14 protein-coding genes and 1 pseudogene are annotated in these 12,673 nt (G+C 38.3%); 11 read left to right on the top strand and 4 right to left on the bottom strand.

What is annotated here, in order from left to right:
• The first annotated feature begins 1 nt into the window (after window position 1).
• Window positions 2-967 (top strand): protein translocase subunit SecF, encoded by a 966-nt coding sequence (secF, locus tag ACTJJG_RS07035; protein ID WP_005804728.1) that lies wholly within the window; start codon window positions 2-4, stop codon window positions 965-967.
• Window positions 968-1,035: 68 nt separating this feature from the next.
• Here secF and coaBC read toward each other — a convergent pair whose 3' ends face one another.
• Window positions 1,036-2,289 carry a bifunctional phosphopantothenoylcysteine decarboxylase/phosphopantothenate--cysteine ligase CoaBC gene (gene coaBC / locus ACTJJG_RS07030; protein WP_002116235.1) on the bottom strand — a complete coding sequence of 418 codons (1,254 nt, stop codon included), beginning with the start codon at window positions 2,287-2,289 and terminating at the stop codon, window positions 1,036-1,038.
• A gap of 99 nt (window positions 2,290-2,388) precedes the next feature.
• Between coaBC and radC the strand changes: the two genes are divergently transcribed.
• Both radC and ACTJJG_RS07020 read left to right on the top strand, forming a co-directional pair.
• A complete protein-coding gene (radC, locus tag ACTJJG_RS07025; protein WP_372552711.1) occupies window positions 2,389-3,108 on the top strand; it encodes a RadC family protein in 720 nt (239 codons plus the stop codon).
• 61 nt (window positions 3,109-3,169) lie between these two features.
• Entirely contained in the window at window positions 3,170-4,081 is a 912-nt protein-coding gene (locus tag ACTJJG_RS07020; protein WP_005064169.1) for a bestrophin family protein, read from the top strand.
• Between the two features lie 5 nt (window positions 4,082-4,086).
• Here the strand turns inward: ACTJJG_RS07020 and ACTJJG_RS07015 are convergent, their stop codons facing one another.
• A complete protein-coding gene (locus tag ACTJJG_RS07015) occupies window positions 4,087-4,938 on the bottom strand; it encodes a PHP domain-containing protein (RefSeq protein WP_032062603.1) in 852 nt (283 codons plus the stop codon).
• A gap of 44 nt (window positions 4,939-4,982) precedes the next feature.
• Here ACTJJG_RS07015 and ACTJJG_RS07010 point away from each other — a divergent pair, with 44 nt between their 5' ends.
• The 4 genes from ACTJJG_RS07010 to mnmC are packed head-to-tail and all read left to right on the top strand — an operon-like array spanning window position 4,983 to window position 8,319.
• The gene (locus tag ACTJJG_RS07010; protein ID WP_032056726.1) at window positions 4,983-5,597 is read left to right on the top strand and encodes a septation protein IspZ; all 615 of its coding nucleotides are present in this window, start codon (window positions 4,983-4,985) and stop codon (window positions 5,595-5,597) included.
• 34 nt (window positions 5,598-5,631) lie between these two features.
• Window positions 5,632-5,934, top strand: coding sequence for a YciI family protein (locus tag ACTJJG_RS07005; protein ID WP_002116400.1), 303 nt, complete (start codon window positions 5,632-5,634; stop codon window positions 5,932-5,934).
• A gap of 4 nt (window positions 5,935-5,938) precedes the next feature.
• Window positions 5,939-6,421 (top strand): hypothetical protein, encoded by a 483-nt coding sequence (locus ACTJJG_RS07000; RefSeq protein ID WP_372552710.1) that lies wholly within the window; start codon window positions 5,939-5,941, stop codon window positions 6,419-6,421.
• Window positions 6,422-6,444: 23 nt separating this feature from the next.
• Window positions 6,445-8,319, top strand: a complete 1,875-nt coding sequence (mnmC, locus tag ACTJJG_RS06995) for an FAD-dependent 5-carboxymethylaminomethyl-2-thiouridine(34) oxidoreductase MnmC (RefSeq protein WP_032056728.1) — start codon at window positions 6,445-6,447, stop codon at window positions 8,317-8,319.
• A 36-nt stretch (window positions 8,320-8,355) separates the two neighbouring features.
• Here mnmC and ACTJJG_RS06990 read toward each other — a convergent pair whose 3' ends face one another.
• The gene (locus ACTJJG_RS06990) at window positions 8,356-8,670 is read right to left on the bottom strand and encodes a rhodanese-like domain-containing protein (RefSeq protein WP_002116171.1); all 315 of its coding nucleotides are present in this window, start codon (window positions 8,668-8,670) and stop codon (window positions 8,356-8,358) included.
• Window positions 8,671-8,761: 91 nt separating this feature from the next.
• On the opposite strand from ACTJJG_RS06990, the gene ACTJJG_RS06985 reads away from it, so the two are divergent.
• The 3 genes from ACTJJG_RS06985 (at window position 8,762) to ACTJJG_RS06975 (ending at window position 11,089) form a co-directional block, all read left to right on the top strand.
• Entirely contained in the window at window positions 8,762-9,250 is a 489-nt protein-coding gene (locus ACTJJG_RS06985; protein WP_002051423.1) for a YajQ family cyclic di-GMP-binding protein, read from the top strand.
• 159 nt (window positions 9,251-9,409) lie between these two features.
• Window positions 9,410-10,687, top strand: a complete 1,278-nt coding sequence (locus ACTJJG_RS06980; protein ID WP_000910421.1) for a tyrosine-type recombinase/integrase — start codon at window positions 9,410-9,412, stop codon at window positions 10,685-10,687.
• An 87-nt stretch (window positions 10,688-10,774) separates the two neighbouring features.
• Complete coding sequence (locus tag ACTJJG_RS06975) at window positions 10,775-11,089, top strand: hypothetical protein (protein WP_001093468.1); 315 nt, start codon at window positions 10,775-10,777, stop codon at window positions 11,087-11,089.
• Window positions 11,090-11,514: 425 nt separating this feature from the next.
• Here ACTJJG_RS06975 and ACTJJG_RS06970 read toward each other — a convergent pair whose 3' ends face one another.
• Complete coding sequence (locus ACTJJG_RS06970; RefSeq protein WP_000860807.1) at window positions 11,515-11,844, bottom strand: hypothetical protein; 330 nt, start codon at window positions 11,842-11,844, stop codon at window positions 11,515-11,517.
• 547 nt (window positions 11,845-12,391) lie between these two features.
• Here ACTJJG_RS06970 and ACTJJG_RS06965 point away from each other — a divergent pair.
• Window positions 12,392-12,619: pseudogene (locus ACTJJG_RS06965) on the top strand (restriction endonuclease); the annotation flags it as partial.
• Between the last annotated feature and the right edge of the window lie 54 nt (window positions 12,620-12,673).

The raw sequence follows: 12,673 nt of genomic DNA, 5'->3' as shown, positions 1-12,673 counted from the left end.
GATGATGACTAAAGTGACTCAACAAGATTCAAAACAATATGGTCGTCCGGATGATGCAAAAATCATCCCGTTCATGAAGATTGCCAAACCTGCGGCGATCTTCTCGATCCTTATTACTTTGGCAAGTATTTTCTTTATTGCGACTAAAGGTCTTAACCTCGGTTTGGACTTTACAGGTGGTGTTTCAGCTGAGCTTAACTATGCTCAACCAGCCAATCAGTCTGAAGTTATTCAGGCACTCGATAAAGCTGGTTTTAAAGATGCTGTAGTACAAACCTTAGGTAGTAATAAAGACTTACTTGTGCGTATGCCAGTACAAGAAGTTAAGGTTGAAGACCTTAGTAATGCGATTACTAAAGCAGTGCAGTTACCAAATAATGCTGCCGAAGTTCATAAAGTGGACTCTGTTGGTGGTCAAGTTGGTAATGAACTCTATGTCCGTTCTGCTGGTGCCGTTGCACTTGCACTTATCTTAATGTTGATCTACGTAACCATTCGCTTTGAGTTTAAACTCGCGATGGGTGCCGTAATGTCTTTATTCCACGACATCATCATTATTATTGGTGCTTTTGCATTATTCCAATGGCCATTTGACCTTACAGTGTTAGCTGCGGTACTTGCTGTTATTGGTTTCTCGCTTAACGATAACATTGTAGTGTCAGACCGTATTCGTGAAAATTTCCGTAAAATTCGCGGTGCGACTCCTCGTGAAATCGTCGATATTGCGTTAACTGAGACTTTACGTCGTACCATTCATACATCAATGACTTTATTGCTGGTTGTTCTAGCTATGATGTTCTTAGGTGGTGATGGTCTACACTGGTTCTCTGTGGCAATGTTTGTTGGTGTATTTGTCGGTACTTATTCTTCGATTTATATCGGTACTGCATTTGCATTATGGCGTGGTCTTAACCGTCAAGACTTCATTGTTCAGGTTAAGCCTGAATTTGAGGATGAAATTCCTTAAGCTGTCTAAAACAAGACAAATAAAAAAAACCGCGATTCATTCGCGGTTTTTTTTATTTGATTCAAAAATTATTTACGGCGTAATGCATCTGAAATAGCTTCAACCAATTGTTGAGAAATTTCCTGTTTAGATGCTTTCTCCAACTCACGCTTTTTCATGTGATAGCTTTCAGCAAAGAAAACTGTCATCGCATTCTCATCAGAAGCAAACCCAATATCAGCACGTGATACATCGTTACACGCAATCATGTCTAATTTTTTAGCAACAAGTTTACCTGCCGCATATTCTTCAACATTTTGCGTTTCGGCTGCAAAGCCCACCATAAATGGACGTTTTTCCTGACCTGCGATTGTTGCCACAATATCCGGATTTTTGACAAGGGAAACATTCAACTCATCCCCTGCTTTTTTAATTTTATGCTCAGCAACTTCTGCTACGCGATAGTCTGCAACTGCCGCAGTCGCAATAAAAATATCGCAGCCTGTTTCTAGTGAACTCATACTGACATCGAGCATTTGTCGTGCTGAGGCAACATTTACACGTTGAACACCATTAGGCGTATCTAAACTTACAGGTCCCGCAATCAGAGTCACTTGCGCGCCAGCAGCATAACAAGCAGCGGCTAAAGCAAAGCCCATTTTTCCAGTACTATGGTTTGAGATATAACGGACAGGGTCAATCGCTTCACGTGTTGGCCCAGCAGTAATAACTACTCGCTTACCTGCCAACAGCCCAAATTTCTCAGCGATGGCACGTTGAGCTTGATGGAAATAGCCAGCGACTTGGCGAGCAATTTCTTCTGGCTCAGGCATACGGCCTAAGCCAACATCACCACAAGCCTGCTCACCCGCATCCGGCATGATCACATGCACGCCATCTTCGACCAAGGTTTGCAAATTACGTTGTGTAGCTTTAGCAGCCCACATTTGCTGGTTCATCGCCGGAGCTACCCAGACAGGAGATTTTGTTGCCAAAAAAACTGTACTGAGCAAGTCATCTGCCAAACCATTCGCAAATTTAGCCAATGTGTCACAGCTTGCAGGTGCGACTAGTAATAAATCAGCCCAACGTGCTAATTCAATATGTCCCATACCCGCTTCAGCCGCAGGGTCTAGAAGTTCAGTATGAACAGGATTACCAGAAAGAGCCTGAAAAGTTAGTGGTGTAATAAATGCCTGAGCACCATGTGTCATCACCACTCGCACGTCAAAGCCATAATCTTTGAGGCGGCGGACTAAGATAGCACTTTTATAGGCAGCAATTCCGCCAGTAACAGCTAAAACAATGTTTTTATGAGGAATAACACTTAGATCAAAGCTCACGAACAGGATACCTTTCTGTTGCAGTGGCGCTCACAATAGCATTAAATACGCGCAGACCCAAGATTGATTGGGCAAACAAAATAAAATTTTAAGCGAATAATGCTGGGGAATATGAATACTTCTATTAAAAATTGGCCTGAACAAGAACGGCCAAGAGAACGGTTATTACAACAAGGTCCACAAAGTTTATCAGATGCTGAGCTACTCACGATTTTTCTTCGCTCAGGTTCAAGGCAACATTCAGCAGTCGAGTTATCTCGTTTACTCATTCAGCACTTCGGTAATCTTAATGCCGTGTTTGATGCCTCATTTAGTGAGTTAACTCAATTTAATGGCATTGGGGCAACGAAATATTCACAATTACTGGCAGTCAAAGAACTTGGACGGCGTTATCTCGATCATCACTTCCAGACAAATAATATCAGCCTTCATTCATCAGATTTAGTTTTGGATTATCTGCGTTATGAATTAAAAGGCGAAAAACAAGAAGTCTTTGCTGTTTTGTGCCTAGATCCCGAATTAAGAAAGCTTCATTTTAAAAAGCTATTCTTTGGTTCAGTTCAGCATTGCGCAGTCTCGGTCAATCAAACCCTACGCTACGCCTTACAGCAACATGCTTGCCAGCTCGTTATTGCACACAATCATCCATTTGGTTCAGCGCAGCCTTCTTCCGAAGATATTGCCTTAACTCAGCAACTTGAACAGGCTTGTCAGCTTGTCGAAATTCGTTTGCTTGACCATTTTATTATCTCACCAGAAGGGAGCTTTTCCTTTGCTGAACAACAACTGCTCAACCCAGCAACAATATCATTTCAATGATATTGACAAAGTACCACTAAGCCTAGAAGATCAAAACAAAAATAGCGACGTTTAAAATAAAATGATTGTTCGGGAACAGCCTAGTATTTTCAAAGTTTTATTCTCTTGGCGAGGCACAATTTTACCCAAAATTTTGCCATCCCTAGGCGTTGTGATGCTGATCTCGGCAATCATTGGTGGAGTGGAGTACATCAATCTTTATCGCTTTCCAGAGATTCCTTTGGTTGGCTTCACGCTCATTGGTGTCGTACTTTCAATCTTCCTAGGATTTAAAAATACTGCGTGTTATGACCGTTGGTGGGAGGCCCGAAAATTATGGGGCGTTCTAATCGCAACTTCACGCCATTTTGACCGTGACTGCCGTATTTTAACTCAAGCTCGCCGTGAGCGTGTTATTCAACATGTGATTGTTTTTGCTAATGTATTGCGTGACCGTTTACGTCGTCAGACGGCGAACCCAACTGAGTTGATTCAAACCAGTGGTATGAGTCAGCAAGCACTCACTCAACTCTACCAACAAAATAATGCCCCTCAGTACACGCTCAGTCTCATTCACTGGGAATTGTTGCAGGCACTTAAAGAAGGCGAAATTTCTGACATCATTTATGCACAAATGAATAAGAATGTTGCCGACTTAAGCGTCGTACAAACTGGCTGTGACCGAATTGCCAATACACCTATTCCATTTGCTTATTCAGTTTTACTTAACCGCACAGTCTATTTTTTCTGTTTTATGTTGCCGTTTAGTCTGGGTTCATTGCTTGGATTAGCAACACCTTTACTCGTCGGAATTTTGGCATACACATTTTTAGGTCTAGATGCGCTAAGCTCTGAAATTGAAGAGCCCTTCGGTACTCAAAGTAATGATTTACCGCTAGATGCAATGGTACGTAGTATCGAGATTGAACTATTAGGGACTCTCGGTAAACCTACCCCACCGCCAATTCAGGCTCAAGATAACAACTTACTATAAAAAGTTTAAACAAAACGTTCCCAAATCCCATACTGCTTATCAGTGGGTTTAGGCGTATTTCCGAGTTTAATCCATGGCATATTTTCACCATGAAAATCACTGCCAATTGAAACTGCCAACTGATATTGTTCAATCATTCGATCAATCATCTGGCGAGTAGATAGAGGTTCCATTGGTGGAGGTAACTCAATTGCATCTCCACCTGATGTCGCGAATAATTCAATTAAATAACGAACGTTAGTTGCAGATAAATCATAACGGGTCGGATGTGCTAATACTGCGAAGCCTTTACTTTGATGAATCACATCAATCGTTTCTTTTAAGCCTAGTCCTTCAAACTTTACAAAAGCACGTTTTCCTTCTTTTAAGAAACGATCGAATGCTTGTTGAGGACGAGTCACGACATTTTTCTCGACCAATGTTTTAGCAATGTGAGTTCTTGTTATCCTATCCGCCTGATGTTCTACTTTAGCAAGAACATCATCATAAATCTGAAAGCCAATACATTTTTCTAATAGCTCACAAATCACTTTAGCTCTTTGCGCTCTAATTCTTTTTTGTTGTTCTAATGCTTCTAGAATTGGTGCTTCATCTTGCATATTTAAAGCAACAATATGTACACCATAACTCTTCTTAGTGGTTGGGCGCGACCATTGACTAGAAATCTCTACACCAGAAATAATATTTAAATCATGACCTTGTGCAGCAATTTTTGCACGCTGTAACCCATCCATTGTATCGTGGTCAGTCAAAGCCAATGTATGCAAGTTCACATCTATAGCAGCTTGCACCAGTAATTCCGGAGACAAAGTTCCATCAGAAATATTGCTATGTGTATGTAAATCTATGCCTTGCATCTTTTATACTATGCCATTCGCCAAACCTGATCAGATACTCTAACATGAAAGCACTTCTGGACTTTGTTCCATTAATTATTTTCTTCTATTTATATAAAACAGTTGATCCAACTGACACCCAGCATCCTTTACTCAAACTGATCGGGTCTGCTGGTGGTGCCGATAATAATAATATTCTTGTAGCGACGACTGGATTAATTATTTCAATGCTTGTGGTATATGGTGCCCTATTCGTTTTCCAAAAATTCCGTCTTGACAAACAACAGTGGTTTGTATTGTTTATGACTGTCATTTTTGGTGGTATCACCCTCATGTTAAGTGACGACTTCTATATTCGTCTTAAAGCTGCGATTTTAAATTTAGTTTTTGCAGGCGCATTCTTGATTTCACCTTGGTTTGGTAAAGATCGTAAACCACTCATTCAACGCTTATTTGACCCGATTTTAGATTTGAGTGAAAAAGGTTGGAAAAACCTCAATTTTGCTTGGGCTGCGATGTTTGTCGTGATGTCTTGTCTGCATATATTCTTCGCGTTTTTATTTCACGGTGGAAAATATTGGGGCGAATTTACTGCATTTGGTGACATGATCGTGATGTTTTCATTTATCATTATTCAGTTCATTATTTTACGCAAACATTTTAAGTCACCAGATGCTTAAAATGCTTCCTGATTGATTATAGAGATACGATTACATGCCTTTTTTTGTTCTAAGCTGTACCGATAACGAAGGAACTTTAGAAAAACGCTTGGCAGTACGCCCTCAGCATATCGAACGCTTACAAAAACTCGATGATGAAGGCCGCCTTGTTACAGCGGGTGCTATGCCAAAAGATCCTAATGATCCGCAAGCAGGCTTCTATGGTAGCACCATGATTGTTGAATTCGACAGTCGCGAAGCATTAGATGAATGGTTAAAAGAAGAACCATTTCTTAAAGAAGGCATTTATGCTCACGTTGATGTAAAACCGTTTAATAAAGCATTTCCAAAAGGGTAATCGCATGCAGCTTGCAATCAAAAGCTTTCTTGGCTTGTGTTTGATATGTTCAACTGCTGGAGCAGTTGAACCTGCTGCGACACCAGCAGCTCCTTCCCCAAGTGCGCCTTCAACTCAAGCCGCTAAACCAGCTCCAACATCTTCAACTGGAGCCAAAACTGCAGCGACGACAGCACCAACTGCAACACAACCACTTACAGCAGAACAGCTCGCAAAGAACAAGCAACAGCAAGACGCAAAAATCAAAGCCCTGGTTCAAGATCAAGCATCTCGCTTAAAACAGCTAGAACATGCCAACCTTGAAGCATTGGCCCAGAACCAAGAGTTACAGCTAAAAAATGATAATCTCTCTGTTCAGGTTCAAGTCTTACAAAGCGAACGAAGTGCGCAAATGTTTTTATATGGCGCTGTTACCTTAGCGGGTGGTGTATTGCTAGGTTTCTTTATTGCTAGTTATATTCATACAAAACGTCGACGCCAGTGGTAATACCAAGCGATCTATTAAATTCAATGAACGTATCAAACCGTATCCAAACAGCAGAGCTGGACTGGGAATTTGTCGATGGTATCGAGATTCCCATTTCTAAACAATTTGGTGATGTCTACTTCTCTAAAGATAATGGCCTACTTGAAACACGACATGTTTTTCTAAATGGTAATGACTTATCAGAACGATTAGCTAATCTAAAAGATTTTGAATATTTCAGTGTAGGAGAAACCGGTTTTGGTACAGGTTTAAATATTCTTGCACTCTGGCAACTTTGGCGGCAAGTTCGTCCTGATAATCAAAGCCATTTACATGCAATTAGCGTGGAAAAATTTCCATTAAGTAAAGCTGATCTTATTCGCGCTTTAAATGTCTGGGATGAACTTAAACCACTTGCAGAGCAGTTAATTGAACAATATCCCCTGCCTATTGCTGGATGTCATCGTTTAACTTTTCCTAAAGAACGTTTTAGCATCGATTTATGGCTTGGAGATGCGCAAGAAATTTTCCCAAGCATGGCTAAAACTAAAGCTGTGAATGCCTGGTTTTTAGATGGCTTTGCACCATCTTGTAACCCAGACATGTGGGAACAAAATGTTTTAAATAATATTGTCCGTCTTTCAGGTTATGGCACTACCTTTGCCTCTTTTAGTGTTGCTGGCATTCTAAAACGTGGACTCAAAGCACATGGTATTGATATTTCTCGTCCACGTGGTTTTGGCCATAAACGAGAAATGCTCAAAGCAGTCTGGAATCTGCCTGAATCTGATGAAGGTTCCACAGAATTAGGGCAAACTCATACATTGGCTACAGAGCAACAGCATATTGCGATTATAGGGGCTGGTGTAGCAGGTTTAAGCACGGCGTGGGCATTTGCAGCACGTGGCCACCAAGTGACCTTATACGAGCAAACCAAGGCACTATTGGGTGCCTCTGGAAATCCTTTGGCATTACTTAATCCGAAACTATGCCCAATTGAACAAAGTCATGAACATCTCATGACCTTAAGTTGGCAACATGCTTTAAATTTTTATAAAAATTTTAATGCATTCCGTCCACTTCAAATTCAACAAATTGCATTGAAAAATGCAGAAGAACTTCTAGATTTGGTAAATCAGTATCCAGCTCAAGTTGTTACCAACTCAGTGAGCTCACTTGAAACTGATTACTCAAGCATATTACTAACTGAGGCTGGTTCCGTTTCACCACATCAATTACGTGATGAAATTTTGCAGCATCCATGTATCAATCTCAAAATTGCCCATGTCACAGCACTTGTTTCTTCTGAAAATAAAGTTCAATTGCACACCGACAATCAAATTATTGCAGAAGCAGATCATGTCGTTGTGTGCTGTGCTCGAGAAAGTGCTGCTTTATTTGACAGCTATCCACAGTTAAAACCAATACGTGGACAAGTGAGCTGGGTTGATAATACGTTTGCTCCCCTGCCTTTAAATGAAGCTTATAGCTATGGCGGCTATTGCATGCAACTTGATGCCTCGCTGATGATTTTAGGTGCGTCTTTCTACCCAAATCGTGAAGATCAAGATGTACTTCCCGAAGATCATGTACATAACTTTGAATTAATCCACAACGTATTCCCTGAATATGCTGAAAAGTTACCGTCACCTTCGATATGGCAAGGGCGTGCATCCATACGGGCACAAAGCTTGGATTATTTTCCGCTGGTTGGAAAAATGCAGGACAATAGCCGAATTGCTACTTTTGCTGGGCTTGGCTCTAAAGGGTTCTTATTTGCCCCGCTGTGCAGTGAAATCTTAGTTGCTCAAATGTTAGGAGAAGCTTGTCCAGTACCAGACCACTTATTACAAAAATTGAATCCTCAACGGTTCCAAAAGAAAGTGAAACCTAAAAAGCCTTATTTTAAACCGCAATAATTCACTTCAATAAAAAAGCACCCGAAGGTGCTTTTTTTATGCGCCCTGCTCTAGAGGCAAGCCAGCATCACGAGCTGCACGTGTCCCGCCCATCAGCACGACATATTCACGCGAGGCATCCAATCCTTCTAGTTTCTCAGCTGCACGAGGAGCTTTGCTACCACCACCACATAAAATATAAATCGGCTGACCCGCAGAGACCTGGTTCAAAATATCAGCATTCAAATCATTAATTGGGCGATTCACCGCACCTTTAACATGCCCTTCTGCATAAGCATTAGTATCACGGACATCCCAGATAACAGCATTTTCTGGGAATTCAAATGTTGTAATTTCTTGTTTACGGATCATTGTGCACTCCTTTGATGTAAACAACACTTGGCAAATGAAGAAAACCCTCTTAGCATCTCAAATATTCTTTCACTTTGTAAAGGTCTAAACTATGCCTTCTTTCGATATTGTCTCTGAATTAGAGTTATTTGAAGTTAATCATGCTGTACAAAACACACAAAAAGAGATTGCAACACGCTTTGACTTCCGTGGTCACGATGTTTCTATCGAATTAAATGAAAAAAATAAAGAAATCAAAATCAGTACCGAAAGTGATTTCCAGTGTGAACAAGTTTATAACATGTTAGAAAATCATTTTTATAAACGTAAAATTGATGTTCAAGCACTTGATCCACAAAAAGCTGCGGCTTCAGGCAAAAACTTTGTACAAGTCATTAAACTTAAAGATGGTCTTGACTCTGATACTGCAAAAAAAATTAATAAAGCCATTAAAGAAAGTGGCGTTAAAGTGCAATCTTCTATTCAAGGCGACAAAATTCGTGTGACTGATAAAAAGCGTGACACCTTACAACAAGTCATGACTTTTTTACGTGAACAACAATTCGGTGTGCCATTACAGTTTAATAACTTTAAAGATTAAGTTACTTCGTTTGAGTTCGTATAAATTCACAAGATATTGATTTTTATACAAAACAAATATGAACTAATTGCTTATTACTTCTTATTACTTCGCTTGAAAACACCATAGAAACGGGTAAGATGACGGGTATATCCCAATCCTCTTACCCGTTTTTTCATCATGTTAAAAGATACCCAAGTCAAAAACTTAAAACCACAAGACAAACCATATCGTAAGCTTGATGCAGATAGGCTTTATATAGAAGTCAGACCAAGTGGGAAAAAAGTTTGGATTCACAAATTCTCCTTAAATAAAAAAGAAGGTTCTATTACTTATGGAGAATACCCATCAATATCTCTTGCTGAAGCACGTTACTATCATGCTAGAGATAGAGCCTTACTGGCTAAAGGAATAAATCCTGTCGCTCATCGTAATGAAACCGCTCGCCTTGCTTTAGAGACAGAACAAGAGACTTTTAAAAAATATGGAGATGAATGGAAAGAGAAACATAAAATTGATAAATCAGAGGATTATAAAAAGCTTATTGAGTATGGCTTAAAAACAGATATCTACCCTGTAATTGGGCATTTACATCCAAAAGACGTGACTAGCAAGCATGTTTTACTCATTATCAATAACACCATGGAACGTATTAGAACATCAACTCGGTCACAAAAACTAAAACCAAGTACCGGTGAAACGACAGCAATTGTTAATAAAACGTTTATTGGGATGATCATGCGGTCTTGTATTATGAAAGGATTAGCAGAAGTTGATCCTACATATGCAGTTAAAGGTGTTATAAAACGCCAAAAAATTAATCATGCCAGACCGTTATCGATGAAGGAAATACGGGAACTGAAAGAAAGAATACCTTTATATAATGGAGCACAAACAACAAGAAATGCTCTTAATTTTCTATTTTATACAATGTTACGTACTATTGAAGTAAGAAGATTAGAATGGGCTTGGGTTGATTGGGAAAATAAAACCATTACATTCCCAGAACGTACCTTTCAAGAAATCATTGAAGGTAAGCGTGCCATGAAAAATAATAAAATTCATCTACTACCCTTATCTGATCAGGCTTTCAGCATACTGAAAGAGCAATACACAATCACTGCAAAATGTCAGTTTGTATTCTCTTCTCCAATGCAACTTACTCTTGGCAAACCTGAAAAAATGTTAGGTCGCTCTACTCTAAATTTTGCTCTTGATGCTTTGAAAATGAATGATGTCTCCCCCCATGACGCTAGGGCTACTGCATCAACATATTTAAATGAATTAGGTAGTGATGATAGATGGATTGAAAAACAGTTATCACATACTGATAATGATAAAACAAGAGCAACTTATAACCATGCTAAATGGCTGAGAAACAGACGCTCTATGCTTCAATGGTACGCAGACTTTTTAGATGGAAAAGCTGAAATGCCTGTGCATGAGGAGGTCACTTAAACAGCACCATTTTAGGTCAGGGATAGTAAAAGTCTTAATACTTTGACCTGCTTAGCTAATTATTGAAATTATAGTTTTGGAGTAAAAATGAATACAAAATCATTCCAATCATTAGAAGAAGATGGACTCATTGGGCTTGAAGAACAAAATGAAATCTCATGTTTAATCCGAAGATTTGCCACAGAGCAATTCGGATATTCAAGAATGAGAATTTCATCTATGCAATTAAGACAAAAAAAGCCGCAAACGAACGTAACTATCGCATTGGATAAAAGTTTAATTGATCTTTACCTAAGGTTCGGGGAATATGCCTTTGCTGAACATAAAGATAAAAAATATATTGTTGTTGCTCGCATCGGATTTAAGAAACAGAAAAATGGTTATGGAACGGCTTTAATCTAAGAACTCTGTAATTTTGGAGAGAAATTTGGATATGAATATTTACAAATTGAATGTCCCAATCAGGATTGCCAAGCCTTTATGAAAAAATTGGGTTTCAAAGATGAATTCTATCTTCCAATTGATCGGTTGAAAAAGTCTATTCAGGAATATGAGCTTCTGAAACAGACGAGAAATCAGTCTCTCATGAGCTCGTCCTGATTGCATCATAATCACTGTTATTTTAACAACGCTAAACAGCGAATTATTGATTAACTCTACGGGAATTATTCAAAGACTTGTTTCTATTAAAGATTAACCGATATTTGTACGCAACCTACCAGTCCAGTTTTTGGGTTTAATTGTGAAAAGAAGACTTTAATTGCGCACTTATAGCTGATATATCAACACCGTTTTAACTATTGTTAATATATCTTAAGTTACCCAAACTAAGCATTAAATTCCAAATATTCACCTAACCCATCAACCAACATGGCTATAGTAAAAGTAACATCACTATATACTTCTATTTCAAACATCATCTCTTCGAATACAGTTCTTACAATCCGCTTAGCTTCTTCGCTTTTTTCAGAAATACTACATGAGTGAAGTACTAACTCACCTATAAAAGTATTTTCTACTTTATCTAGCTTGGTCCATTTTTCTATTTGCCTATTGCCAATCTTATTTTCTAATTTTTTTATTGATTCACATTTCTTGTCACTAGGGTAGCCACTCTGTGACATGGCATACGTAAAGATAAAATTATAAGTTTTCATATCACACTCAATAAGAATATGTCTTCTTCCAATATAGTTAACGAACAAATTAACAAATTGATGGATTGGACACACAATTAAAATATTTTTAAAATTATCATTATCTTAAATAATTTTTAGGATTCCATGGTGTAAATTAGGTGTAAATTTCAACTTAACTAAAAAAATATTTGATTCAATTATAACTATCTATCTCAGAAATGAGTGAAGATTCCTACGAATACTCGCTAAACCTATGTGATTGCATATCTATATAAGAATAAATCTTTAAGACTAATATTAGATTTAAGGACCAAGCAATCCTACTACAATATATTAGATACCAACACACCTCGAAGTAGCCACAGTGAAAAAAGCAAAAAAATATATGCAACCTTTTGTTTTTTTTAAAAATTTAATTAAAATTACTTAGATAATAAACTTTTTATATATCTCATAATCTAACCATAACCTACAAAGAAATTTATTAATTTTAAAGTATTTAAGAGTAGTAAAAGTTTTGATAAGGTTATGACAGCAGAAAATAATTAAATCTTGAGTATTTCTAATGAATATTGAAATTTGTACTCCTAACTCCGCTACAACTAAAGATAAGGGTGATTTACTAGAAAAACTGTGTAAAAAAATGCTTGAAGCACAAAATTATCTAGTGACAGAGGAAGTGCGAAAGACTGGCAGTGAATTAGATTTATTATGTGAACACAAAGTTTCTGGGAAAAAAATTTATGTTGAGTGTAAAGCATATAGAGATAAAAAAATTGATGCGCCAATCATTGATGTGTGCTGAGAAAACAGGAGGTTTTAACTTGGTAAACTATAGACACTCATC

This window comes from Acinetobacter sp. 22512 (genome assembly GCF_052044755.1).
In the GTDB taxonomy this organism is placed as follows: Bacteria; Pseudomonadota; Gammaproteobacteria; order Pseudomonadales; family Moraxellaceae; genus Acinetobacter; species Acinetobacter pittii.
The sequence above is the reverse complement of the archived record's forward strand: the minus strand, read 5'-3'. Positions and strand labels throughout refer to the sequence as shown.